Genomic DNA, 24,251 nt, shown 5'->3' with positions numbered 1-24,251 from the left:
ACCCAAGGCATCTGTGATGAAATGCGACCCCAACCTCTATCGCGCCGCACCGCCATCACTTGCCGTGAAGCCTCGTCTGATTCGCCAACTGTTCCTGCCGCCGCTGATCATCGCCCTGATGGTCGGCCTGGGTTATATCGGCTTTTGCATCAGTGATTACTACGGCATCCGCGCCCTCAGTGACAACGGCGAACGCCAGTTGGAACTGCACGCCCGCACCGTCGAAAGCGAACTCGGCAAATACACCTACTTGCCCAGCCTGCTTGAATTGGAGTCCAGCGTTTCCAAACTGCTGGCCGACCCCAATCAAGAAACCCGGCAGACGGTTAACGATTACCTCGAAGGCCTGAACCGACGCAGTCGCAGTCGGGCCATCTACGTCATGGACACCACCGGCCGCGTGCTGGCCACCAGTAACTGGCGCGATGCCGACAGTTATCAAGGCGAAGACCTGTCCTTTCGTGCCTATTTCCAAAAAGCCGTACGCGGCCAGCCCGGGCGTTTTTACGGCATCGGCAGTACCAACGGCGAACCCGGCTATTACCTGGCCCACGGCCTGGAAGAACACGGCAAGATCATCGGCGTCGCCGTGGTCAAAGTGCGCCTTGAAGCCCTCGAAGAACGTTGGCAACGCGCACGCCTGGAAGCGTTCGTGAGCGACGAGAACGGCATCATCATCCTCTCCAGCGACCCGGCGCGTCGGCTCAAGGCTGTGCACCCGTTGAGCGCCGAGACCAAGGAACGCCTGGCCCACAGCCTGCAATATTATTGGGCGACACTTAACGAGCTGGAGCCGCTGGCCCGCGAGCGCCTGAATGCAGGCACCGAAAAACTGACCTTCCCCGCCAACAGTGAAGTGGTGGCAGACGAAAAGGCCGTGAGCTATTTGGCCCAGAGCCGGCCACTGAATGACACACCGTGGAACTTCACCCTGCTGACGCCGCTCAATGACCTGCGCCAAGCCGCAATCAACCAAGGCATTCTGGTGGCTGTCGCGTTTGGCCTGGTCGGCTTTTTGCTGATCGCCTGGAACGAGCGGCGCAAGGTCATCGCCACCCGCCTCGCCGCACGGGAAGCCTTGCAGGAAGCCAACAGCCAGTTGGAACGTCGGATTGCCGAACGCACCGCCGACCTGCGCGCCAGCAACGAACAGCTCAAGGGCCAGATCCGTGAACGACGGCAGGCCGAAGAAACCCTGCGCCGCGCCCAGGACGAGCTGGTGCAGGCAGGCAAACTCGCCGCCATCGGCCAGATGTCGACCAGCATCGCGCATGAGTTGAACCAGCCGCTGGCGGCGCTGCGTACCCTGTCGGGCAACGCCGTGCGGTTCCTTGAGCGCGGCGCGCTGGATACCGCCAGCGCCAACCTCAAAACCATCAATGAGCTGATCGACCGCATGGGCCGCATCACCGCCAGCCTGCGCTCGTTCGCCCGGCGCGGTGACGACCAGGGCGAAGCCAGCCTTGGCAAAGCCGTGGAGGCCGCGTTCCAGGTACTTGGCCCACGTTTGGACGGCCTGCCATTGAGCGTGCATCGCAACTTCGCCAACGCCCACTTGCAGATCGACCAGACGCGCCTGGAGCAGATTCTGGTCAACCTGATCGGCAACGCCCTCGACGCGATGCAGGCGCAACCGGCGCCGCAACTGTGGCTGGACGGCCACAGCGCCGAGGGCAAATACCGCCTGCACGTGCGCGACAACGGCCACGGCATCGCCCCCGAGGCACGCAAACACTTATTCGAACCGTTCTTCACCACCAAACCCGGCGAACAAGGCCTGGGGTTGGGCCTGACCCTTTCCGCCAGCCTCGCGGCGGCCACCGGCGGCAACCTCGCCGTGGAACACCCGGCCAGTGGCGGTACGGCCTTTGTCTTGTGCCTGCCGTTGGTGGGCACTCAAAAAGCTGAGTCGACATGAATACAGACACTACAGCCTCTACCGACGACCTCACCGTGCTGATCGTCGAAGACGACCCGCATGTGCTGCTCGGCTGCCAACAAGCGCTGGCGCTGGAAGACATTCCCAGCGTGGGCGTGGGCAGTGCCGAAGAGGCACTCACGCGTGTCGGCGAAAACTTTGCGGGCATCGTGATCAGCGATATTCGCCTGCCAGGCATCGATGGCCTGGAGCTGTTGACGCGCCTCAAAGCCTTGGACAAAAGCTTGCCGGTGGTGCTGATCACCGGGCATGGCGACATCTCGATGGCGGTCGGCGCCATGCGCAACGGCGCCTATGACTTCATGGAAAAGCCCTTCTCGCCCGAGCGCCTGGTCGACGTCGCTCGCCGCGCCCTGGAGCAACGCGGGCTGGCGCGGGAAGTCTGGTCACTGCGTCGCCGACTCGCCGAGCGCGACTCTCTGGAGGGCCGCATCATCGGCCGCTCGCCGGCCATGCAAAACCTGCGCGAACTGATCGCCAACGTTGCCGACACCTCGGCCAACGTGCTGATTGAAGGCGAGACCGGCACTGGCAAGGAACTGGTCGCGCGCTGCCTGCATGATTTCAGCCGCCGCCATTCCCACCAGTTCGTCGCCCTGAACTGCGGCGGTTTGCCGGAAAACCTGTTTGAAAGCGAGATTTTTGGCCACGAAGCCAATGCCTTTACCGGCGCCGGCAAACGTCGCATCGGCAAAATCGAGCACGCCCACCAAGGCACGCTGTTTCTCGATGAAGTGGAAAGCATGCCGATCAATCTGCAGATCAAATTGCTGCGCGTGTTACAGGAACGCACCCTTGAGCGCCTGGGTTCAAACCAGAGCGTGGCGGTGGATTGCCGGGTGATCGCCGCCACCAAATCCAACCTCGATGAACTGAGCCGCGCCAGCCAGTTTCGCAGCGACCTGTATTACCGCCTCAACGTGGTGACCCTGGAATTGCCGCCGCTGCGCGAACGCCGTGAAGACATCCTGCAGTTGTTCGAACACTTCCTGCAGCAGTCGTCCTTGCGTTTCGACCGCAGCGTGCCTGAGTTGGACAACCAAACGGTGTCGATGCTGATGAGCCACGACTGGCCCGGCAACGTGCGTGAACTGCGCAACGTCGCCGAACGTTTTGCCTTGGGCTTGCCGGTCTTCAAAAAAACCGGCAACGGCAGCAGCAACCATGGCCTGGCCTTTACCGAGGCGGTCGAAGCCTTCGAGCGCAACCTGCTCAACGACGCCCTGCAACGCAGCGGCGGCAACCTGACGCAAGCCAGCCAGGAATTGGGGATGGCCAAAACCACCCTGTTCGACAAGGTCAAGAAATATGGGTTGAGCCACTGATGGATCTGTTCTTGAAGGCCGCCATCGGTGCGGCGGTGGTGTTGGTGCTGGCGGCGCTGGCCAAGACTAAAAACTACTACATCGCAGGGCTGGTGCCGCTGTTTCCGACCTTTGCGTTGATTGCGCACTACATCGTCGGCAAGGGCCGCTCGATAGAGGATTTGAAGACCACCATCGTGTTCGGGATGTGGTCGATCATTCCGTATTTTGTGTATCTGGCGACGCTGTACGTGATGGTCGACCGGATGCGCCTTGAAGCGTCGCTGGCGGTTGCAGCAGTGGCCTGGTTAATGGCGGCCACGCTGCTGGTGAGTGTGTGGGTGCGCCTGCACAGCTGACCCGCCCCAATCCAAAGGTGGGAGGGGGCTTGCTCCCGATGGCAGTGGGCCAGGCAACTAGCGTGGGAACGATCAGCGGATGATTTTTTCTACCTGAATGCCCAACTTCTTCAACCGATACCAAAAACTGCGCTCGGAAATACCGATCTTCGACGCCGCCGCAGCCTGCACGCCGTTGCTCTCGTTCAATGCGGCCAGAATGTAGGTTTTCTCAACCTCCGCCAACGCTGCATCCAGGTCCGCTGGCACACTCGGGTTGTCACCCAACAGCGCCGCAGCGCCACCCTCGGCAGGCCTGGAGGCAAACAGATAGGCCGGCAAATCGATGTCTTCAATCACCGGCTTTGCCGCCACAATCGTCGCGCGCTCCACACAGTTTTGCAGTTCGCGAATATTCCCCGGCCAGCCGTAAGCCGCCATCGCCTGCAATGCCTCCGGGCTAAACCCGGTAATGCGTTTACCCGCAGTGGCACTCAGCGTCTGGGCGAAGTGGCGGGCCAGCGGCGCAATATCCTCCGCGCGCTCGCGCAGGGCCGGCAGTTCAATCGGAAACACATTCAGGCGGTAATACAAATCTTCGCGAAACTCTTTGTTGGCCACCGCGTCCAGCAGATTTTTATGCGTGGCCGCGATCACCCGCACATCTACCTTGCGCTCGCGCGGGTCGCCCACCGGCTCAATCACCCGCTCCTGCAACGCGCGCAGAATTTTGGCCTGCAACGCCAGCGGCATATCGCCCACTTCATCCAAAAACAACGTGCCTTTGTCGGCCTGCATAAAGCGCCCTACCCGGTCTGCCACGGCGCCGGTAAAGGCGCCCTTGCGATGGCCGAACATCTCGCTTTCCAGCAAGCCTTCCGGGATCGCCGCACAGTTGACCGCCACAAACGGCTGGTCGGCACGGTTACCGTGCTTGTGAATAGCGCGGGCGACCATTTCCTTGCCCGTGCCGCTTTCGCCGGTCAGCAAGATGGTCGCGTTGCTGTCGCGTACCGAGTCGATGGCCTGCAGCACCCGACGAAACGCCGGGCTGTCGCCCACCAGGCTGTCGAATTGCGCATGCTGGTCAAGCTCGGCACGCAGGCGCACGTTGTCGCGCAGGATGTCGCGAAATTGCAGGGCCTTGGCCACGGTGATGTCCAGCTCGTCGATGTCGAAGGGCTTGGCGATGTAGTCATAGGCGCCGTTGCGCATCGATTGCACGGCGTTTTTCACCGTGCTGTAGGCGGTCATCACGATCACCGGCACCTGCGGAAAGCGCGCTTTGATCTCGGCCAACAGCGCCGGCCCGTCCATGCCGGGCATGCGCCAGTCGCTGATCACCAGGTCGATGTCTTCCTGCTCCAACACCTTGAGCGCGTGCAGGCCGTTGCTCGCGGTAAACACCTGAATGCCGTTCTGGCTCAGGGCTGACGACAGCAAGTCACAGAGTTTGGGCTCGTCGTCGACTACCAATACGTTATGCGTCATGACCTTCCTCATCGTCGCTGTCGTCTTCACCCTGCGCCGGAATGTACAGGCTGAAGGTGGCGCCGGCATCTTTCTCACTGGCGCATTCGATGCTGCCGTCGTGACTTTCCATGATCGAATAGACTTTAGCCAGGCCCAAGCCTGTGCCCAAGGCCTTGGTGGTGACAAAGGGTGTAAAGATACGCTCCAGCATGTCCGCCGGTATGCCCTGGCCGGTGTCGGCGATGCTGATCAGCGTGTTGCTGCCCACGCTGCGAATGCCCAAGGTCAGGCGCCCGCCGTCGGGCATTGCATCGATGGCGTTGAGAATCAGGTTCAGACACGCTTGCTTCAACTGCTTGGCATCCGCATAGATCGTCGCACCGGGCGCCTGGTCGTCGATGTGCGCATCAATGTTATGGGTGGCCAGCTCGGGGCCGCAGAAGCCGAGAATTTCTTCTACCACCGGGCGCGCCGGCTGCAACACGCGCAGCGGCGAATTGGGTTTGGCAAAGTCAAGAAACTCGGTGATCAGGTCGTTGATGCGGCTGACTTCGCTGATCACATATTCCAAGTGGCGCTTGTCGGTTTCTGCCAGGTCGGCGCGACGGTGCAACAGTTGGGTCGCGGTTTTGATAATGCCCAGCGGGTTGCGAATTTCGTGGGCCAGGCCCATGGCAACTTCGCCCAGCGCGTGCAGGCGATCGCGGCGGCGCAACTGGGCTTCGAGGTGGTGCAACTCGCCCAGACGCTCGGTCATGTGGTTGAACGTGCTGCTCAGTTGCGCCAGTTCATCGCCGCCACTGACCAACACGCGGTGCTCATAATTGCCCGAGATCACCGCGTCCACGCCTTGCGACAAGTCACGCAGCGGCTTGGTCAGGCGCCGTGATACCAGCACACCGGCGCCCAGCGACAACGCCGAGCTGAGCAAAAAAATCAGCACGAACAGGTTGCTCTGGTTGACCAGCCCCACGAGGCTGGTATGGCGCAACAAGCCGCTGAAAATCACCCCTTGCAGCTCGCCTGCGTCATTGAAGATCGGCCAATACAAACCGCTGTAATTGCTGGTGAACTGCTCACTCGGCTGCTTGGTGCTGCGCATGGCCGTCTCAACATCCTTGGGGATACGCGACGGGTGGTTTTCGAAGCGCTGGGTCGAGAATATTTCGTTAAAGCCCGCAGGGTTGGCCAGGTATAAGCGCAGGTCGAGGGAGTGCACATCGGCCACGCTGGTGAGGAAACTACTGTCCAGGTACGTGGCGACCAACAGCAGGTAATCCACGCCCTCTTGGGTGGTTTCGAACGTCGAGACCACCAGGCCCGTGGTCACCCCGGCCACTTCCACCGTCTGCAACACCGCATTACTGGTCACGCTGATCTGTTTGACAATATCGTCGGGCGCCGTGCTGAACACCACCTTGTGGTCACTGACGCGAATCAGCGCGACCACATCAATGTCGGTCGCATCGGCGATGTCAGCCGTAAGCCGGTCGTGCCTGGCGGCTTGCTTGGTGGTGGGCGGGCTGGTGTAACGCAGGAACAGCTTGGCCATGCGCGCGTTGTCATGAAGGATGTCGCCGATTTCGTCCTTGACGATTTTGGTCGACTCTTGCAGCCAGATACGCACGTTGCTGTCGAAAATCTGCGACAGCGTGGTCGCCGCCAACTCGGCCGCAATCATGGTCGGTATCACGCTGACCAGCCAGAACGCCAACACCAGCTTGCGCTGGACGCTCCAGCGCGAAATGGCCAAGGGGCGGGCTTTTGGACGGGGCTTGTTGATCATCAGGTTTCGCTTATCGCAGCAGCCATGGCAGGGTCGGAACGATCCGGTCGGAGGTACATTTTCACCAGTTTGAGCACGCCGTTGACCAGCCAATTGCGGTGGCGGAAGAACATGCTGTTGCCGCTAAACTCGCAGCCCAGGCGCAGTTTACTGGCGTAACCGGCCTGACCGCACTCGTACACGGGAATAGTGTGCGCAATACAGTAGCCTACATTGGTTAGCCAACTGCGAAAGTACAGGTTGTACTCGCGACTGAACGCACTGTCATGCGCAAAAACCTTGTCGACCAAGCGGTGCTGGTCCAGCAGGATCAGGTTAAACGCCACCAGCCGCTCGTCCGCCCAATACAGCGCACACACGGCGCGCGCTTCAAGCCGCTCAAGAATGCCGGTGAAGTAAGCGGCCGGCAGGCGTTCGAACTGCACGTCCGAGCGGCTCAGGGTGTCAGCGTAAAGACGCATCACCTCAGGCAGCACGTCATCAATGTTGCGCCGCCACTCTACCCGCGGGCCTGGCGCACGCATTTTGCGGCGCAGTTCCTTGCGGGCCGCCTTGCACAGCGAACCCAGGTAAGCGTCGACCGAGCCAAAGGGTACTGCGAGCGAACCGCTGGGCAAGCTTGGCATGCGCTGAAACCCGGCCGCGCGGCAGATGGCCGCCCACTGCGAATCTTGCGTCGGCACGTCCTTGACCGCCACCAGGCCGATGGCCAGTTCGCTGGCGTCCTGGCGCGCCGCCTTGAGCAAACGCTTGATCATCAACGCGCGTCGCGCCGCGGGCACGCGACTGGCCACGCCTGCGTCGCAACGCTCGGCGACGGGCGAGCCGATGGCATACAACGGCAAGCGTAAAATACCCGGCCACAGTCGCTCCAGGCGCTCGGTAAAGCGCTTGCCGACACCCGACACCGTGGTGTCGAGGCGATAGTGGGTGATAAACGCCGGCGCAACCGCCACCAGCGTGCCGGCTTCGTAAACCGCCAGGTAACGCCATTTGAAATCATCGATGGCCGCGTTTTCCACGGCCAGGTAAAAATCCCAATCCTCCAGGGCTCCGGGAAAACAGTCGTTCCAGGCACTGCGCTGGATGGCCCGGATAGTCGAGAAGGCTTGGGCGGTGATCACGTAGCGTCCTTAGGCTAATGCCCGCTGTCGATAGTCTTCTGCAACCTGGATAACAGCGGCATGCTGTTCGATAAACTCAGCGCTCAACTCGATGACCCGGCGGTATTGCAGGTCGACCGTGATCATGTGGTAGCAGTTGTCCAACAGGATCTTGGTCACCGGCCCGCCAAGATGGCGCTCCACGTAATCGGCGTTCCAGCGGCTGGTAATGTCGTCCTCGATGGAGTGCAACACCAACGCCGGCACATTGATTGAAGGCATGCGTTTCTTGACCTCGGCGTTCATCCAGTGCAACTCGCGCACCGTTACGCCTTCCATCGTCAACAAGCCCGCTGCGCTGCTCTCGCCTTCTTTCATTTGCCGCTCGACGATCGCGCGCAGGCGCTCGTTCTTGATGCCGTAGGGCGGTTTCTCGGTAAAACGAAAGAGCTTTACGCCAAAGGGAATGCGGATCAGCAAGGGCGTGATGAACGCCATTTTGTTGATGCTCCAGCCGTCGTACTTAAGCGTGGTGGAATACATCAGCAAGCCTGCAACCTGGCCCGGATGCTCCGAGGCCAGGTACATCGACATCACCGCGCCCATCGACAAGCCACCGACGAACACTTGCGCGTGGCGTTGCTTGACCTGCACGAAGGTCTTGCGCACGCCGGCGTACCAGTCCAGCCAGCCGGTGGCCTGCAAGTCGCTGTTGTCGCCGCAGTGCCCGGCCAGGGTCGGCACATACACCGTGCAGTTACCCGCCTTGGCCAAGCCCTTGGCGACTTGCCGCAATTCCGTCGGCGTGCCGGTGAGGCCGTGAATCAACACGACCCCGACCGGACCGTCACCGAGAACGAAGCCGGCATCACCTTCACCCAGGTCGATTTCGACGTCGTTGGCCGCCTTCACCGTTTAGTCGCTCGCACCAGCAGTTGCTCAAGCAGCTTCAGGCCCAGTTCGATTTCCGGGTAGCTGATTTCCAGCGACGGCGCCAGGGTGATCACGTTCTTGTAGTAGCCGCCCACGTCGAGGATCAGCCCGAGTTTGCGCCCGTCTACTACCATGTCGCCCTTCATGCCTTCCTCGACCATGTAGTCCAGGGTGGCCTTGTCCGGGGTGAAGCCGTCCGGCCCGCAGATTTCGCAGCGCAGGGCCAGGCCCAGGCCGTCGACGTCGCCGATGATCGGGAAGCGCTTCTGCAGGTCTTGCAGGCCTTCGAGGAAGAATTTGCCCTTGGCCATGACCATCGCGCCGTAGTCGACTTCGCTGGTCATCTTGAACATTTCCAGGCCCACCGCCGTACCCAGTGGGTTGGAGGCGAAGGTGGAGTGCGTCGAGCCAGGCGGGAAGATCTTCGGGTTGATCAACTCTTCACGCGCCCAGATGCCGCCCAGTGGGTTCAGGCCGTTGGTCAGCGCCTTGCCGAAAACGATGATGTCCGGCTGCACGTCGAAGTGCTCGATCGACCACAGCTTGCCGGTGCGGTAGAAGCCCATCTGGATTTCATCGGAGACCATCAAGATGCCGTGCTGGTCGAGCACCTGCTTGAGCTCGCGGTAGAAATTCAACGGCGGAATCACGTAGCCGCCGGTGCCCTGGATCGGCTCAACGTAGAACGCTGCGTATTCGCTGGTGCCGACTTTCGGGTCCCAAACGCCGTTGTATTCGGTCTCGAACAGGCGCGCGAATTGCTGCACGCAGTGGCTGCCATATTCTTCTTTGGTCATGCCTTTAGGGCCGCGGAAGTGGTACGGGAACGGAATGAATTGCGCGCGCTCGCCGAAGTGGCCATAGCGGCGACGGTAGCGGTAGCTCGACGTGATCGACGAGGCGCCGAGCGTGCGGCCGTGGTAGCCGCCTTCGAAGGCGAACATCAGGCTCTTGCCGTTGGTGGCGTTACGCACAACCTTGAGCGAGTCTTCGATCGACTGCGACCCGCCGACGTTGAAGTGCACACGCCCGTCGAGGCCGAATTTTTTCTTGGCGTCGACCGCGATCATTTCCGACAGCTCGATCTTGCCTTTGTGCAGGTACTGGCTGGCAATTTGCGGCAGCGTGTCGATCTGCTGTTTCAGTGCGTTGTTCAGGCGCGGGTTGGCGTAGCCAAAGTTAACCGCCGAGTACCACATTTGCAGGTCGAGGTAAGCCTGGTCTTCGGTGTCCCACACGTAGGAGCCTTCACAACGGCTGAAAATACGCGGTGGCTCAATGTAGTGAACGGTGTCGCCGTACGAGCAGTACTTGGCTTCTTTATCCAGAAGAATCTGGTCTTCGGCGGTGGCGATACGGGTATCAGACATGGTGGAAGATTTCCTGGTTGTCAGCAGCAGTAAAGGTGTTTGCGTTGGCGGCGATGCCCTGAGGCAGTTGGGCCAACAGCGCGGGCACTTCGGCGAAGGTGTCGAAGCGCGCGTGGGCAATGTTGTTGGCTTCGCAATAGGTGGCGAGGCTGCCTTTGGCGAAGACGAAGTCGGCGGTGGAGGCCACGCACATGTCGGACTTGCCGTCGCCGATCAACAGCACGCGCTTGTTGCGCGGCGTGGATTTGCACTTGCAGTTGCCGGAAGCGGCGCGGCAGGCATCGCTGGCATACGGGAAGTCGATGCGCCAGCTGTTCTGGTCGACCTGGCGCAGGCGGTTGGCGAGGATCGGCAGCAAGGTCACGTAGTTGCGCGACAAGATCCGCGCGATGCCTTGCTCGATGCCGTCGCTGACCACCTCGATGGTCGCGCCCAGGCCCATGACGTGATCAACGAAATCCGGGAAGTCCGGGTCGATCTCGACGCTGTCAAAGTACGCCAGCAGTTCAGCCGGGGTGGCCTTGATCAGCGCCAGTTGGCGGCTCAGGCATTCGCGTGAACCGATATGCCCGTCCAGCCATTCCTGTTCGATGGTTTCCCACTCGGGGCCGGCGAAGCGTTGGAGGACGTTGTCGATGACATCGGTGGGGGTGATGGTCCCGTCGAAATCACACACGATATGCCACTGGATCATTGCCTTTCCTTGAGTTGGAGGGCTTGTAGAAAAACGCGCTCTGTGCGCTTGCAAAAGGGATATAGCAGGCATTGTGCCAACTGGCGAAAGCCCAGCGGGACTGGGCTTTTGGCGGATTCACGAGGTGATTTGTGTCGGCGGAGCTACAATTTTTGTAGCCTGCTACAAACAAGATGAGTGCTTGCGCGAGGGGCGCTCTTCGCGCGTGAATGCGCGCTTGTTCAGATAAGGAAACCGCGCCATGTTCAAGGTCACTTCGGCTGTATTCACCGTCTTACTGGGGGTTTGGGGCTTTCCCGGCACGGTATTGGCTGACGGCATTACGGGTGACGGCATTACGGGTGAAGTGGGCGCGGGCTTCACTTATCAACCGCACGACCCCACCGGCAGCCGCTACGAAACACGGCCGATTCCCTATTTCGATCTGGACTGGGGCAATGTCAGCCTCGGCACTGACGATGGCCTGACCTGGAGCGCACTCACTACCCACGGCGTCAGCGCCGGGCCCTATATCAATTACCTGCCGGGCCGCACGGCGAATGGCTCGCTGCGCGGTTTGCGCGACGTGTCGGACATGGCCGAAATGGGCGGTTTTATTCAGTACGCCCCCGCTGACTTCTGGCGCGTGTACGCGCAAGTCGGCCAAGCCGTGGGCGGCGGGCGTGATCAAAGTGGGGTGCTGGGTAAACTCGGCGGCGAGTTGGGCTACCCGCTGGGTGGTGGCATTATCGGCAGCACCGGCCTGCTCGCACGCTTTGCCGACGCCCGCCAGACGCAGACCTTTTTCGGGGTGGACGACAAGGAATCTGCGGCCTCAGGTATTCGCGCGTACAACGCCAGCGCGGGGTTCCAGAACCTCACGCTGACGCAGAGTTTCGAGTTCCCGCTGGCCAGCCACTGGTCGCTGTTGACCAGCGCCAGTTGGACGCACCTGGTCGGTTCGGCGGCTAACAGCAGCATCGTCAAACAGGTCGGCGAGGTGAACCAGGGCCAGGTGCAGACCGCGATCAGCTACAAATTTGACTGACCGGATGCTGCGCGTCACCTTGCAAGGAACGATCGGGGCAGGCTCAGCCCTTGGCTTCGCGGATGATCTGGCGAATCGCGCCGACAAACGCGTCGACCGGCTGACCACCACTGACCGCGTACTGGCCGTTAAACACGATCGTCGGCACCGACGTCACACCGCGCGAGACCCACAGTTGCTCCTCTTCGCGCACCTGAGCTGCATAGTCATCGCCCGCCAGAATCTCGGCCGCGCGCGTGCCGTCCAAGCCAACGCCTTTGGCGATGCTTACCAGCGTCGCAGCGTCGGACGGGTCCTGACCATCACTGAAATACGCCTTGAACAGCGCTTCCTTGAGGTTGTACTGCAAGCCCTCAAGGCCGGCCCAATACAACAAGCGATGAGCATCGAAGGTGTTGTAGATACGGCTCTGGCCGTCGGTGCGAAAAGCAAAACCCAGCTCGGCGCCCATGTCACGGATACGCGCACGGTTAGCCTGTGATTCTTCGGCGCTGGAGCCGTATTTTTCAGTGATGTGCTCGACGATATTCTGCCCTTCGGCGGGCATGTTCGGGTTCAGTTCGAACGGTTGAAAATGAATCTCGGCCTGCACTTCGCTGCCGAGCTGGTCGAGCGCTTCGGTCAGGCCACGCAGGCCGATGATGCACCAAGGGCAGGACACGTCGCTGACAAAATCGATTTTCAGGGCAGTACTCATGGTGGGCAACCTCGCTGGCATTTCTGGTGGCGTTCTTGCTGACAGAGCCACGCCACAAAGGTTGCACCATACACCAACTTCACAGCACGTTCGAAGGCTCGCCCAAGTCAATCTGCGCCCAGTGCGCGGCATCTTCGCGATGGGCTTTCAGGTACGGCAACACGGCCGCCAGCAACGGCGCCTTGAACGCTTCCTGGAAACGATGGGCCAGGCCGGGAATCAGCTTTAATTGGCTGCCCTGAATATGCGCGGCCAGGTGCACGCCGTGCATCACCGGCAACAGCGGGTCGGCGGTACCGTGCACCACCAGGGTTGGCACGCGCAGTTGGTTCAGCAACGGTACGCGGCTGGGCTCGGCAAGAATCGCCATGATCTGGCGCTTCACCCCTTCCGGGTTGAACGCGCGGTCGTAGGACAGCGCCGCCTGATGCAGCAACGCCTGGCGATCATCTTTCACGTTCGGGCTGCCCAAGGCTGCCAGCAGGTCGGCTTGTTGTTCCAGCGCCACCTCACGATTCGGCGCGCCGCGCCGCGCCAACAGTTGCAGCAGCGCAGCCTTCGGCGCCGGCAGGCCTTCGGCGCCGGAGCTGGTCATGATCAGCGTCAAGCTCTCGACCCGCTGCGGCGCCATGGCCGCCATATGCTGAGCGATCATGCCGCCCATGCTCGCGCCCAACACGTGGAATTGCCGAACCTGCAAGGCATCCATCAAGCCCAGCGCGTCGTCGGCCATGTCGGTCAGCGTGTACGGCGCCGACACCGGCAGGCCGAGCTTGTAGCGCAGCACTTCAAAGGTCAGGTTGGCGTTCGCAGGCACTTGGCGCCAGGTCGACAAGCCGACGTCACGGTTGTCGTAGCGGATCACCCGAAAGCCTTGTTCACAGAGGGCAACCACCACTTCATCCGGCCAGTGGATCAACTGGCCGCCCAGGCCCATTACCAGCAGCAAGGCCGGGTCGGACGCACGGCCGATGCTCTGGTAGGCGATGCTCACCTTATCCAGGTCGACGGTTTGAGTCGGGACATTCACATCACATCGAGACGCCGCAAAAGACGGCAGGCCGAACAATAAAGCGGCCAGTAAAAGCAACACACGCATGGAAAACACCGAAACGCAGAACCCCAGTAGAGCGCGAGTCTGATGAAGTTTGTTCAAGCGCGCTGCCACAGTTGTGTGACAGTTTGATGAAGTGTGCCCAGCGGTCGTGATCGACAGTGTTGGCAACATGAGACAAACTCACGCCATCCGAACTTGTCACAAATTGCTTTCATGGAGAGCCCGTGCTCGAAATACGCCACCTCAAAACCCTGCACGCGCTGCGCGAAGCCGACAGCCTGGTGGAAGCCGCCGAACGCCTGCACCTGACGCAATCGGCGCTGTCCCACCAGTTCAAGGAACTCGAAGAACGCCTCGGCATGCAGTTGTTCGTGCGTAAAACCAAGCCGCTACGCTTTACCAGCGCCGGCCTGCGCCTGCTGCAACTGGCCGACGCCACGTTGCCGTTACTGCGCGGCGCCGAGCGTGACATCGCGCGCTTGGCGGGCGGCACCGCCGGGCGTTTACACATGGCCATCGAATGCCATAGCTGCTTTCAATGGCTGATGCCGACCATCGACCAGTTTCGCGATGCCTGGCCCGAGGTCGAGCTGGACCTGGCGTCCGGTTTCGCTTTTGCGCCATTGCCGGCATTGGCGCGTGGCGATCTGGACTTGGTGGTGACGTCCGACCCGCAGGAACTGCCCGGTATCACCTATGTGCCGCTGTTTACCTACGAGGCCATGTTGGCGGTGGCCAACCAGCATGCGTTGGCGAACAAGTCGTATATCGTGCCCGAAGACTTGCTTACCGAAACCTTGATCACTTACCCGGTGGAGCGCGACCGCCTGGATATTTTCACGCGTTTTCTGGAACCCGCCGACGTGGAACCGGCGCAGGTGCGCACGTCGGAACTGACGGTGATGATGATGCAACTGGTGGCCAGCGGGCGTGGTGTGTGCGGTATGCCGCATTGGGCGCTGCATGAATACAGCTCGCGCGGGTATGTGAAGGCCAAGCGTTTGGGCGAGAAGGGCTTGTTTGCGACGCTGTACGCGGGCATTCGTGCCGACATGCTGGACGCGCCGTACATGCGTGATTTTTTGCTGACGGCGAAGGACACCTCATTTTCGACACTGGACGGGGTGAGCGCGGTGCGCTGAGGAAGAACCCCAAGCCAAACGGGATCAACCTGTGGGAGCGGGCTTGCTCGCGATTGCGGTGGGTCAGTTGAAAAATATTTATCTGACACACCGCTATCGGGAGCAAGCCCCCTCCCACAGAAAGCAAAAAAAAACAGATCTGCTGTGATGCAAAACCCTCTTTTGATCTGCTTCAACCACTCAGGTCGGCTTTCAGGCCGCCGTGCTCTTGCCTTTGATCTTTGTGATCTTGATCTGAGAAGCGCCCCGTTAAACCACGATGGCCGCACGCAGGCTTGAATCCGTGGGTAACCCGGCAGGACGCCGGGTTAGCCGCGCTGGGCCAAGGATGGCCCATCGCGGCGGCCCACGGATTCAAGCCTGCGGGCGGGCACACCGAGCCATAGCGAGGTGCCGAGTGGTGGGGCGAGGACCTTTTGGTTAGTTTTGGCTGGGCCGGCTTCCGGTCCTTTCAAAAGTGGCTCGCTGTAAGAGCGAAACCGATACAAGCCATAACCCAAATACCGGATATATACCCAACCTGAAGAACCCCCCCGAACCAGCCCGATGCGCGACAGCGCTACATCAAAAATGCAGTAGGGCCTCCCACAAAAGCACTCTTGATCCAGCCACTCAAGCGCTCAGTCACACCCTCTGAGTTCGCGCCACATATGAACCTTGTCGAAATACTCAACCCCCACCCGCACCGCCAACGGCTCCAGGCCGTACTGGATAAACCCGCAGCGCTGATACAAGGCAAAAGCTGCAGCATTGCCCGCGGTGACCGTCAACTGAATCACTTTGAGCCGCGGTTGCTTGCGCGCTTGCGCGACTGCGGCTTCGACCAACTGTCGACCTAAACCGCGCTGCTGATAAGCCTCGTTCACGTACATGCCAAACAAGGTCACCTTGTGCCGCGCCTTCTCGCGCGACTCATAGGCCAGGCCGACAATGCCGGCCAATACGTGCCCTTCGAAGGCCCCGAGCAACTGATCAAGTGGGCTGCTCAGGCGCTTTTCCCACCAGCTCAACGGCATGGCCGCACGCTCTGCCACGCTGGAAGTAAACGCCTGCGGGTAGGCGCCGTACGCCTCAAGCATCAAGGCGCGATACGCCTCGGCATCCTGCGGGCCAAGCGCGCGGATTATCATAGGTTGCAGCCCTTGCGAATCAAGCGGAGGGGGTCAGCGATGCGCGATAAAACGGCAGGATCAGGTCGCGTGTCAAGGGTGCCAATTGCAAGCCGCCATCGCCTGCCGGGTCGATCCAGCGCACTTCTTCGATTTCCGCTGCGGGGGTTACGGGCACGTCGATGTGCACCTGGAACAGCTCGGCGTGCACGGTGAAACCCGGCTCGTTGGCGGCCGGGGCCGAGAAGTGGCCCAGGTACAGCGCGTCATCAGGGTTAATGCGCAGGTTCAGCTCTTCGTGCAGCTCGCGGGCCAGCGCCTCGGCGGGTTGTTCACCGGCGTCGATCTTGCCGCCCGGTTGCATGAACGCCTGAGTACCGCGCTTGCGCACGAGCAGGGTTTGGCCGTCGCTGCCAATCAGCAGGGCGGCGGCGATGCGGAGAGTAGAGGTCATGAAACGATCACCTGAAGCTCAAAACCGCAAGGATCACACGGCGATGGGCGCACGGCAATCCAGCGGTGGGTCAGCCGCTATGTTCATCGACTGGCACACCGCCATCGCGAGCAAGCCCGGCTCCCACAGTGAGCGCGTTGTGCCAAGTGTATTGATTTAGCAGTCCTTGATGAACACGCTGTAGCGCGCGCCTTCCATGCTTTCAAAAGCAATCAATTTATCCACCAGGGGCAGGTTCAACACTTTGCCGGCATTGAGCAGCAACATGCCGTTGTCGGCATTCAAATTGCGCGCCAGCACCATGCCCTCCTCCAGCTCGCGGGTGCCGAGGACCTTGACGTTGGGGTCGCCCAGGGTCACGTCATTAACGTAGGTGGCGCAGACCTGCACAAAGTCTTCGACCATCTGTGGGTCGTAGAGGCGCCCGGCATATTTGCGGATGTATAACAGCGCTTCATCGCTGTTCATCTGGCGTTCCAGAATCAGGCCTTTTTGCAGCTCGATAAAATCCACCGCCAGTTTCAACAGCCGCGAACCCGCCGGGATCGCCTCGCCCTTGAGGTGGTCGGGAAAACCGCTGCCGTCCCAGCGTTCCTGGTGATGGCGGATCAAACGCGCAGCGTCTTTCATCGGCTCCAGCGTCATCAACAACGATTCGCTTTGCGTGGCATAGGCGCGATAACGCTCACGGTCGCCGCTGTGCAGCATGTCCGAGGGCGAAACCATCATGCTGTCGCTCCAACTCAGCTTGCCGATGTTGTAAAGCGCGGCAGCCATGGTCAGGTCGCGGTTGCTGGCCGAATCCACGCCATGCGCCACGCACCAGGTACGCACCAGTTCGATGATCTGCCGGTTGGTCTGCTTGGCGCGCGGCAGGCGCAGGTTGGCCAACAGCGAGAACACCTCGGTGCCGGTGGCGTAACTGTGTTTGAGTTCTTCATAAGCCAGGTCGAGCATGTCGGCGGTTTGCTGCAACTCACTGGTGCGCGACGCCACGCGTTTTTCGAGGGTGGCGTTGAGTTGCCTGAGTTCCTCGTTGTGCTGCTGGATCAGTTGCTCCAGCCGCCTGCGTTCGCGCTCGGAGTGCTGATGAGCGAGGGATTGGCGCAACGCCAGGAGCAATTCTTCGTCGTTCCAGGGTTTGCTGAGGTAGCGGTAGATTTCGCCTTCATTGATGGCTTTGACGATCAGGGTCAGGTCGGTCTCGCCGGTCAGCAGAATGCGCACCGTGTGCGGGAAGTGTTGATGGATATGCGCCAGCAACGAAGCGCCGTCCATGTCCGGCAGGCGCGCGGCACTCATCACCAGGTCGATGGGTTGCCGGGCGAGAATCGCCAGGGCATCAGCGGCGCAGGTGGCGCTGTGCAGTTCAAACGGCTCATGGTGCAGCAGTTGCGTGAGGCTGTGCAGCACCTGCGGGTGGGCATCGATCAACAGCACCACGGCGCGCTCATCGGTAAAAGTGACTGACTCGCCCATAAGCGCCTCGCATCGTCGGTGTGCGTTCCCTACGGTGTGGGTTTGCCTTCCTGGCGATTACTCAACAGTTTAGTTGGTTTTGCCTAACGTAATGCCCCGCACTGTCAGTGCATAAAAAAGCCGCCCCAAGCTCTGGCCCGGCCTCCAAGGTGACACATAAATCGCTCACGCCTCGGTTTTTTTCGGGCTGGAGCCAAACGGTTGCCGTCACTGTCTTGATGCGCAAAGGTTGCCCCGGCAAGGACATCGCTCGTAAGCTGGAAATCGCTGCTGAAACCGTGAAGCCCATAAGAAAAAACCTGCACAGCACGCCAGGGATCAACTCCCGGCCGGCGCTGTTGTTGACCTCTGATCAGGCGCACACGCGCTGATCGAGCCGCGTACCTGATGAGTCCGAACCAAGGAAATCTGCATGAGCCTGTCGTTGCTAAGCCGTTACGCCTTCTTTGCCGTGTGCGTCATTTTCACCCTCGCCAGCCTGCCGTTTATCCAGCATGAATGGCTGTGGCCTTTCACCGTGGTCACCGGCGTCCTCAGCCTGATTGGCCTGTTCGACCTGCTGCAAAGCCCGCATGCGGTGCGCCGCAATTACCCGATTCTGGGCAATATCCGTTACTTGGTAGAGGCCATCCGCCCGGAAATCCGCCAGTATTTGCTGGAGTCAGACAGCGACGCCCTGCCCTTTTCGCGGGCGCAGCGTTCGCTGGTCTACTCGCGCGCCAAAAACGAAACCGCCGACAAGCCCTTCGGCACCTTGATCGATGTGTACCAATCGGGTTTCGAATTTATCAGCCACTCCATGCGCCCCGCACCGCTCAGCGACCCCGATGCGTTTCGCGTGATCGTCGGCGGCCCACAGTGCACGCAACCGTATTCGGCGTCGGTGTTCAACATCTCGGCGATGAGCTTCGGCTCGCTGAGTGCCAACGCGATTCGCGCGCTCAACCAGGGCGCCAAACTCGGCAATTTTGCGCATGACACCGGCGAAGGCAGCATCAGCCCGTACCACCGTGAAAACGGCGGCGACCTGACGTGGGAGTTGGGCAGCGGTTACTTCGGCTGCCGCACCAGCGATGGCCGATTCGACCCGGAACGCTTCGCCGTGCAGGCGCAAGACCCGCAAGTGCGGATGATCGAAATCAAGATGAGCCAAGGTGCCAAGCCTGGCCATGGCGGCATCCTGCCCAAGCACAAAGTCACCCAGGAAATCGCTGAAACGCGCGGCATTTTGATGGGCGAAGACTGCATCTCGCCGTCACGCCACAGCGCGTTCTCCACGCCCATCGAAATGATGCAGTTCATCGCCCAGTTGCGTGAACTGTCCGGCGGCAAACCGGTAGGTTTCAAGTTCTGCCTGGGCCACCCGTGGGAATTTATGGGCATCGCCAAGGCCATGCTCGAAACCGGCATCCTGCCGGACTTTATCGTGGTGGACGGCAAGGAAGGCGGCACCGGCGCCGCGCCCGTGGAGTTCACCGACCATATGGGCGTGCCGCTGCGTGAAGGTTTGCTGTTTGTGCACAACACCCTGGTGGGCCTGAACCTGCGCGACAAGATCAAGCTCGGCGCCAGCGGCAAAATTGTCAGCGCGTTCGACATTGCCAGCGTGTTGGCCATCGGCGCCGACTGGGCCAACTCGGCGCGCGGCTTTATGTTTGCGATTGGCTGCATCCAGTCGCAGAGTTGCCACACCAACAAATGCCCCACTGGCGTCGCCACACAAGACCCATTGCGCCAGCGCGCGCTGGTAGTGCCGGACAAAGCCCAGCGCGTGTTCAACTTCCACCGCAACACGCTCAAGGCGCTGGCCGAGATGCTCGCCGCCGCGGGCCTGGATCACCCGTCGCAGTTGTCGGCCAAGCACTTGGTGCGGCGCATGTCGGCAACCGAGATCAAGCTGTTTTCGCAGTTGCACGTGTTCCTCAAACCTGGCGAATTGCTCACCGGCGATGTCAACGGCGAGTTCTATTCGCGCATGTGGCAAATGGCACGCGCGGACAGTTTTGAGCCGCTTGACATCGCGGCTGCCTGAGGACGCCTGCCGTGCTGAAGCACTTTATCAATCCCGACATTATTGCGCGGGTCGTTGGTAAAGACGTACCTCAACCTCTCCAGCCGGCAGGTAGTCAACTTCTGGCCAAGCGCCTGGGTAAGCAGGGTATTCGGCCACACTTGAGCTTCCCGTCAGCCACCAGATCCGCTGCGTGGCGGGCGGCAAGTAAGCCGGATCGGAAACGGTGTGCTCATCCCAGGTTTCATACATCAATGTAGACGGACCATACCCGTTGGGTCTATGGGAGCCGCCGTAACCTAATGAGGGCAGGTACAAATACATGCCCTTGTCGCTGCCGTTATAATAAACCGAGCTAAAATAAAAGAAATCATGCCCCACCACTACCACATCGGTGTCTTTACGATGAGCATTAATATAATCAACTGCCTCCTGCAGTCGAACAACCTGATGGCTTTTACCGTAGCCCATCTCACCTTGCTGGCTATAAATCATTGCCAGCCCAACACCCTCCATCCCCAGCACTGCAACCAACAATAATGCCGCTTTTACAATGCTCTTGCGGCTTAGACTGGCCACCCCTATGGCAAACAGCAACGGAAAGCCGATTGCCGAAAACGCCACGTACCGCTCAATATAAGCAGGCATAAACAAGGACAGGCAAAATAGCGACACCATCGGAACAAACAGGTATAGCGCCAGCCCTGTGCAACCCCTGACGTGTGTTCTGTCTTTAACCACAACCCGGCCAACAACTAACAGCATCAACAGCGGCACTAACGCATAAAGCGCCACCGATGTCTTGAACGGCGAATATAAAGTAAAAAACAACCAAAACGTGTCAGGAATAGTATAAATCGACCCCCTGCCGAGCCACGAGACGCCTCCCACTGCTTTGAGCTTCTCGTAATTTTTAAGCAAATCAAACAAGCTGAATAGCCAGGGTACATAAGCAATCACGATCAGTACGTTACACACCCACCAGGTCATTGCAGTGATGTAGCGTTTCCTGATGCAAGGGTGAACGCGAAGTACAATCAAGTACAGCCAGTGGGCCAAGGCTGCCAACACAGCATAGTAGTGCGTGTACAACGCCGCGACCATAAAAGCGGCATACAATAAACAATATCGGTAACGCTCCGGCTGCTTCAGCCAGCTTATCAGCGCCCACAGTGCCCCCGTTAAAAACATGCCTTCGAGCGCATACATTCGAGCCTCTTGACTCAACCTGACCCACGCAGGAAACAACGCCACGAAAAGCCCGCTGATCATCACAGCTCGACCGTTCATGACACGACGAGCCAGCGCCACGCTTAAGACAACTGCCACACTCCCCGCCACAGCACTCAAACTTCTGATCGAGACAGGAGACGTCCCGAACAGCCCCATCCAGTAATGCAGCAGTAAATAGTAGAGGGGTGGGTGGACATCTTTTCCGGTATGAAACCAAATAGCCTCAGGGGATAACGAACTTATCCAGACACTAAAAGCTTCATCATACGAAACATAAGCCCCACTGATGTCGTAAAATCGAACGCCCACCGCTAATACAATGACCAACAACCACGCGGCAGCCCGTCCCGCGTCGCTGCCCATTTGCCGATTCGCCGTCAAGTGATTGTCTCCCAAACCTTGGTTTCAACGTTGCCTTTGATAACGTCCTTCACTACATACCTCGGCCGATGTTTCGTCTCCATATAAATACGCCCCACATACTCGCCCAGTATCCCCAACCCAATCAGTTGCACGCCGCCCAGAAACAATATCGCCGTCATCAATGACGGGTACCCCGGCACCGCGTTGCCGAACAGCAACTTGTCCAGCATCAGGTACGCGGCATACACCAACGCGAACAGCGAAATGCACCCGCCGATGTAACTCCACAAGCGCAGCGGCAAGGTGCTGAACGAGGTGATCCCGTCCAGCGCCAGGTTCCATAGTTTCCAGGCGTTGAACTTGCTCTGGCCGGCGGTGCGCGGGGCACGGTCGTATTCGACAATCGCCACGGTGAAGCCGGCCCACGACAACACACCTTTCATGAATAACTGCTGTTCGGGCAAGGCCTTGATCACGTCCACCACCTTGCGGTCCATCAGCCGGAAGTCGCCGACATTTTCCTCAATGTGCGTGTAGGCGATGCGGTTGAGCAGGTGATAAAACATCGAGGCACTGTGACGCTTGAGGTAGCTGTCGCTGGCGCGATCGCGGCGCTTGGCGAGCACCACGTCTGCGCCTTTTTGCCATTCAGCCAGCAATTGCGGGATGACATCGACCGGGTCTTGCAGGTCGACGTCCATGGGAATAACCGCATCGCCTTGGGCATACTCCAGCCCGGCAAACAGCGCCGCTTCCTTGCCGAAGTTGCGCGAGAAGTTGATCACCATCACGTCGCTGTCAGCCAAGGCGATGTCGCGGGCGAACTCGGCGGTGCAATCAGTGCTGCCATCGTTGATAAATACGATGTCGACGGTGTGTGCACGCAGCGCAGGCGCATGCCGAATGGCGTGATAAAACAGGCCGAGCGTCTTCTCCTCGTTAAACAGAGGCACCACCAGTGAGATCCTCATTGCGCGCGCTCCCGAAAAACCACCCACTTCGATAAAAAAAAGCCGCACACCAGGCTGATCAGCGAAAACACCACGACCGTGACAATCCCTGGCACCCGCCAGTGGTCCGCCAGCACCCCCACGCCCAGGCTCAAGCCGCCCATGCACAGCATGAACACCAGATAGCGCGGCAACGAGGCCGGCGTGGCAAAGGTATAGAGCGCATTCACATAGAAGGAAAAAGACGCCGCCGTGCAGAAGGCGACGAGATTGCTCGTGGCTTGGCTGAGGTCAAAAGCGCCGCGCAAGACGAAAAACAACTGCCAATGGATCAGCGTATTGGCAACACCAATGACCGTATAACTGGAAAATCCCTTCCACGCGCTGTTCATTGCTTCATCCTGTTGAGGCCAGGCTAAGCAAGCCACGGCGCCTGAGCGGCGTCTACTGTCAGAATTAACAGGGTCACCGCTGCGCGGTTGAGACATTCAGCAATACCCGGCTTTTGCAATTGCTTACAAATACCGCCAACCTGCCACCCTCAGACGTGTTGCCTGCGACACGCCTGCCTTGCGTCTTTCATGACTAAACTATTTGTTCAAGAGCCCGCCGCCATGCTGAACGGACGCGACCCGCGCATCGATTTTTTTCGGGGCCTGGCGTTGATCTTTATTTTCTGGGATCACGTTCCCTACAATCCGCTGGGTCAAATAACCTTGCGCAACATCGGTTTCAGCGATGCGGCTGAAATCTTTGTGTTTCTTGCCGGCTACGCCTCGGTGCTGGCCTACAGCAAGGTCTTGCAGCGTGAAGGGTATTGGATGGCCTGCTTGAAGATTTTGCGACGCACGTGGGTGTTGTACGTGGTGCATATCTTCCTGCTGGCGATGTTGATGGGCATTGTGTTCTTCGCCAACAGCCATGTGGAAACCCGCGACCTGGTTGAAGAGATGGGCCTGACGCATTTCATCACCCACCCGCAGCAAGCCCTGGTGGATGAATTGCTGCTGCGCTTCAAGCCGAACCTGATGGACCCGTTGCCGCTGTATATCGTGCTGTTGGCGGGTTTGCCGTTAGTGCTGCCGTGGCTGTTGCGCAACACCCGGGCGGTGGTCGCGGTGTCGATGGCGGTCTACCTGCTGGCACCTTTGCTGGGCTGGAACCTGGCCGCGATTGCCGACGGTGTGTGGTACTTCAACCCGATCACCTGGCAGTTCCTGTTTATACTCGGCGGCGCGGCAGCAATTCACGCGCAAAAACCCCGCGTACAGGCTGAACGGCCACTGCTGCGCCAGCCGTTGTTGGTGATGGCGGCGGTTTACGTACTGGCCGCCGGCGTGATCACGATCGCCTGGCGTTGGCCACACGTACACGATGCGTTTATGCCGTACGCGCTCAGCGAATGGCTTTACCCGATCAGCAAGACGGATCTGTCGCCGGTGCGCCTGCTGCATTTTCTGGCCCTGGCCTACGTCACCGCCAAACTGTTGCCGGGGCGTGCCTGGACCCAACACTGGCTGGCGCAGCACACCTGCCGAATGGGGCGTTATTCGCTGGAGGTGTTCTGCTTCGGCGTGCTGCTGGCGCCGTTGGCGGACATGGTCAACGCCTTGGCCGACGATGCCTTCGCGGTGCAAATTATTACCGCCCTGATCGGCGCCGCACTGATGGCCGCGCTGGCGGCTTGGCTGGAGTTCAACAAACGCCTGAGCCAGTCGCCCAAGGTGGCTACCGCCTGAATAACCACAAGCCCCGACCTCGGGGCTTTTTGTTGAGCGCCTGAACGTCA

Annotated in this window: 21 protein-coding genes; 7 read left to right on the top strand and 14 right to left on the bottom strand. The window is 60.0% G+C overall.

What is annotated here, in order from left to right; translation table 11 throughout:
- Positions 1–16: 16 nt before the first annotated feature.
- From aauS to ACOZK9_RS10995, 3 genes are read left to right on the top strand one after another with little or no spacing between them, the layout of a single operon-like run.
- A complete protein-coding gene (gene aauS, locus ACOZK9_RS11005) occupies positions 17–1,918 on the top strand; it encodes a two-component sensor histidine kinase AauS (protein WP_421555841.1) in 1,902 nt (633 codons plus the stop codon).
- Positions 1,915–3,264 (top strand): two-component response regulator AauR, encoded by a 1,350-nt coding sequence (gene aauR, locus ACOZK9_RS11000; protein ID WP_421555840.1) that lies wholly within the window; start codon positions 1,915–1,917, stop codon positions 3,262–3,264. The genes aauS and aauR overlap by 4 nt, the downstream gene beginning before the upstream one ends.
- On the top strand, positions 3,264–3,602 hold the full coding sequence (locus ACOZK9_RS10995) for a GlpM family protein (protein ID WP_099236772.1): 339 nt from the start codon (positions 3,264–3,266) through the stop codon (positions 3,600–3,602). The genes aauR and ACOZK9_RS10995 overlap by 1 nt, the downstream gene beginning before the upstream one ends.
- Before the next feature lie 72 nt (positions 3,603–3,674).
- Here ACOZK9_RS10995 and ACOZK9_RS10990 read toward each other — a convergent pair whose 3' ends face one another.
- Genes ACOZK9_RS10990 through ACOZK9_RS10965 form a run of 6 tightly spaced genes read right to left on the bottom strand, consistent with a single transcriptional unit; the run spans position 3,675 to position 10,940 of the window.
- Entirely contained in the window at positions 3,675–5,072 is a 1,398-nt protein-coding gene (locus ACOZK9_RS10990) for a sigma-54-dependent transcriptional regulator (protein WP_122249383.1), read from the bottom strand.
- Entirely contained in the window at positions 5,062–6,840 is a 1,779-nt protein-coding gene (locus tag ACOZK9_RS10985) for a sensor histidine kinase (RefSeq protein ID WP_122249382.1), read from the bottom strand. Before ACOZK9_RS10985 ends, ACOZK9_RS10990 begins: the two co-directional genes overlap by 11 nt.
- A complete protein-coding gene (locus tag ACOZK9_RS10980; RefSeq protein ID WP_421555839.1) occupies positions 6,840–7,964 on the bottom strand; it encodes a GNAT family N-acetyltransferase in 1,125 nt (374 codons plus the stop codon). Before ACOZK9_RS10980 ends, ACOZK9_RS10985 begins: the two co-directional genes overlap by 1 nt.
- 9 nt (positions 7,965–7,973) lie before the next feature.
- Positions 7,974–8,855: an alpha/beta hydrolase gene (locus ACOZK9_RS10975; protein ID WP_058412720.1), complete on the bottom strand. Its 882-nt coding sequence runs from the start codon at positions 8,853–8,855 to the stop codon at positions 7,974–7,976.
- Positions 8,852–10,246: an aspartate aminotransferase family protein gene (locus ACOZK9_RS10970; protein WP_058412721.1), complete on the bottom strand. Its 1,395-nt coding sequence runs from the start codon at positions 10,244–10,246 to the stop codon at positions 8,852–8,854. Before ACOZK9_RS10970 ends, ACOZK9_RS10975 begins: the two co-directional genes overlap by 4 nt.
- Positions 10,239–10,940 carry an MtnX-like HAD-IB family phosphatase gene (locus tag ACOZK9_RS10965; protein ID WP_421555838.1) on the bottom strand — a complete coding sequence of 234 codons (702 nt, stop codon included), beginning with the start codon at positions 10,938–10,940 and terminating at the stop codon, positions 10,239–10,241. Before ACOZK9_RS10965 ends, ACOZK9_RS10970 begins: the two co-directional genes overlap by 8 nt.
- Positions 10,941–11,181: 241 nt before the next feature.
- Here ACOZK9_RS10965 and ACOZK9_RS10960 point away from each other — a divergent pair, with 241 nt between their 5' ends.
- Complete coding sequence (locus ACOZK9_RS10960; protein WP_421555837.1) at positions 11,182–11,967, top strand: MipA/OmpV family protein; 786 nt, start codon at positions 11,182–11,184, stop codon at positions 11,965–11,967.
- Positions 11,968–12,010: 43 nt separating this feature from the next.
- Here ACOZK9_RS10960 and ACOZK9_RS10955 read toward each other — a convergent pair whose 3' ends face one another.
- Both ACOZK9_RS10955 and ACOZK9_RS10950 read right to left on the bottom strand, forming a co-directional pair.
- A complete protein-coding gene (locus ACOZK9_RS10955) occupies positions 12,011–12,664 on the bottom strand; it encodes a DsbA family oxidoreductase (RefSeq protein WP_421555836.1) in 654 nt (217 codons plus the stop codon).
- A gap of 79 nt (positions 12,665–12,743) precedes the next feature.
- Positions 12,744–13,763, bottom strand: coding sequence for an alpha/beta fold hydrolase (locus ACOZK9_RS10950; protein WP_058412725.1), 1,020 nt, complete (start codon positions 13,761–13,763; stop codon positions 12,744–12,746).
- Positions 13,764–13,945: 182 nt separating this feature from the next.
- On the opposite strand from ACOZK9_RS10950, the gene metR reads away from it, so the two are divergent.
- Positions 13,946–14,863 (top strand): transcriptional regulator MetR, encoded by a 918-nt coding sequence (gene metR / locus ACOZK9_RS10945; protein WP_058412726.1) that lies wholly within the window; start codon positions 13,946–13,948, stop codon positions 14,861–14,863.
- A gap of 620 nt (positions 14,864–15,483) precedes the next feature.
- Here metR and ACOZK9_RS10940 read toward each other — a convergent pair.
- From ACOZK9_RS10940 to nosR, 3 genes are all read right to left on the bottom strand, one after another.
- The gene (locus tag ACOZK9_RS10940) at positions 15,484–15,993 is read right to left on the bottom strand and encodes a GNAT family N-acetyltransferase (protein WP_421555835.1); all 510 of its coding nucleotides are present in this window, start codon (positions 15,991–15,993) and stop codon (positions 15,484–15,486) included.
- 19 nt (positions 15,994–16,012) lie between these two features.
- On the bottom strand, positions 16,013–16,426 hold the full coding sequence (locus ACOZK9_RS10935) for an NUDIX hydrolase (RefSeq protein WP_421555834.1): 414 nt from the start codon (positions 16,424–16,426) through the stop codon (positions 16,013–16,015).
- Positions 16,427–16,582: 156 nt separating this feature from the next.
- On the bottom strand, positions 16,583–17,905 hold the full coding sequence (gene nosR / locus ACOZK9_RS10930; protein ID WP_122252339.1) for a response regulator c-di-GMP phosphodiesterase, NosR family: 1,323 nt from the start codon (positions 17,903–17,905) through the stop codon (positions 16,583–16,585).
- Between the two features lie 412 nt (positions 17,906–18,317).
- Between nosR and ACOZK9_RS10925 the strand changes: the two genes are divergently transcribed.
- Positions 18,318–19,937: an FMN-binding glutamate synthase family protein gene (locus ACOZK9_RS10925; RefSeq protein ID WP_421555833.1), complete on the top strand. Its 1,620-nt coding sequence runs from the start codon at positions 18,318–18,320 to the stop codon at positions 19,935–19,937.
- 39 nt (positions 19,938–19,976) lie between these two features.
- On the opposite strand, the gene ACOZK9_RS10920 is transcribed toward ACOZK9_RS10925, so the two are convergent.
- The 3 genes from ACOZK9_RS10920 to ACOZK9_RS10910 are packed head-to-tail and all read right to left on the bottom strand — an operon-like array spanning position 19,977 to position 22,854.
- Positions 19,977–21,512 (bottom strand): glycosyltransferase family 39 protein, encoded by a 1,536-nt coding sequence (locus tag ACOZK9_RS10920; RefSeq protein ID WP_421555832.1) that lies wholly within the window; start codon positions 21,510–21,512, stop codon positions 19,977–19,979.
- 14 nt (positions 21,513–21,526) lie between these two features.
- Positions 21,527–22,483, bottom strand: coding sequence for a glycosyltransferase family 2 protein (locus tag ACOZK9_RS10915; protein WP_421555831.1), 957 nt, complete (start codon positions 22,481–22,483; stop codon positions 21,527–21,529).
- Positions 22,480–22,854, bottom strand: a complete 375-nt coding sequence (locus ACOZK9_RS10910; RefSeq protein ID WP_058412960.1) for a GtrA family protein — start codon at positions 22,852–22,854, stop codon at positions 22,480–22,482. The genes ACOZK9_RS10915 and ACOZK9_RS10910 overlap by 4 nt, the downstream gene beginning before the upstream one ends.
- Positions 22,855–23,076: 222 nt before the next feature.
- Between ACOZK9_RS10910 and ACOZK9_RS10905 the strand changes: the two genes are divergently transcribed.
- Positions 23,077–24,201, top strand: a complete 1,125-nt coding sequence (locus ACOZK9_RS10905; protein WP_421555866.1) for an OpgC family protein — start codon at positions 23,077–23,079, stop codon at positions 24,199–24,201.
- Positions 24,202–24,251: the final 50 nt, after the last annotated feature.

Source organism: Pseudomonas kitaguniensis, from assembly GCF_049199985.1.
In the GTDB taxonomy this organism is placed as follows: Bacteria; Pseudomonadota; Gammaproteobacteria; order Pseudomonadales; family Pseudomonadaceae; genus Aquipseudomonas; species Aquipseudomonas kitaguniensis.
The sequence above is the reverse complement of the archived record's forward strand: the minus strand, read 5'-3'. Positions and strand labels throughout refer to the sequence as shown.

Coding starts and splice junctions, on each gene's coding strand:
- ACOZK9_RS10995 (WP_099236772.1), top strand. CDS start 3,264: ATGGATCTGTTCTTGAAGGCCGCCATCGGTGCGGCGGTGGTGTTGGTG.
- aauR (WP_421555840.1), top strand. CDS start 1,915: ATGAATACAGACACTACAGCCTCTACCGACGACCTCACCGTGCTGATC.
- ACOZK9_RS10915 (WP_421555831.1), bottom strand. CDS start 22,483: ATGAGGATCTCACTGGTGGTGCCTCTGTTTAACGAGGAGAAGACGCTC.
- ACOZK9_RS10960 (WP_421555837.1), top strand. CDS start 11,182: ATGTTCAAGGTCACTTCGGCTGTATTCACCGTCTTACTGGGGGTTTGG.
- aauS (WP_421555841.1), top strand. CDS start 17: ATGAAATGCGACCCCAACCTCTATCGCGCCGCACCGCCATCACTTGCC.
- ACOZK9_RS10955 (WP_421555836.1), bottom strand. CDS start 12,664: ATGAGTACTGCCCTGAAAATCGATTTTGTCAGCGACGTGTCCTGCCCT.
- nosR (WP_122252339.1), bottom strand. CDS start 17,905: ATGGGCGAGTCAGTCACTTTTACCGATGAGCGCGCCGTGGTGCTGTTG.
- ACOZK9_RS10935 (WP_421555834.1), bottom strand. CDS start 16,426: ATGACCTCTACTCTCCGCATCGCCGCCGCCCTGCTGATTGGCAGCGAC.
- ACOZK9_RS10940 (WP_421555835.1), bottom strand. CDS start 15,993: ATGATAATCCGCGCGCTTGGCCCGCAGGATGCCGAGGCGTATCGCGCC.
- ACOZK9_RS10910 (WP_058412960.1), bottom strand. CDS start 22,854: ATGAACAGCGCGTGGAAGGGATTTTCCAGTTATACGGTCATTGGTGTT.
- ACOZK9_RS10990 (WP_122249383.1), bottom strand. CDS start 5,072: ATGACGCATAACGTATTGGTAGTCGACGACGAGCCCAAACTCTGTGAC.
- ACOZK9_RS10905 (WP_421555866.1), top strand. CDS start 23,077: ATGCTGAACGGACGCGACCCGCGCATCGATTTTTTTCGGGGCCTGGCG.
- ACOZK9_RS10985 (WP_122249382.1), bottom strand. CDS start 6,840: ATGATCAACAAGCCCCGTCCAAAAGCCCGCCCCTTGGCCATTTCGCGC.
- ACOZK9_RS10920 (WP_421555832.1), bottom strand. CDS start 21,512: ATGGGCAGCGACGCGGGACGGGCTGCCGCGTGGTTGTTGGTCATTGTA.
- ACOZK9_RS10925 (WP_421555833.1), top strand. CDS start 18,318: ATGAGCCTGTCGTTGCTAAGCCGTTACGCCTTCTTTGCCGTGTGCGTC.
- ACOZK9_RS10965 (WP_421555838.1), bottom strand. CDS start 10,940: ATGATCCAGTGGCATATCGTGTGTGATTTCGACGGGACCATCACCCCC.
- ACOZK9_RS10970 (WP_058412721.1), bottom strand. CDS start 10,246: ATGTCTGATACCCGTATCGCCACCGCCGAAGACCAGATTCTTCTGGAT.
- ACOZK9_RS10950 (WP_058412725.1), bottom strand. CDS start 13,763: ATGCGTGTGTTGCTTTTACTGGCCGCTTTATTGTTCGGCCTGCCGTCT.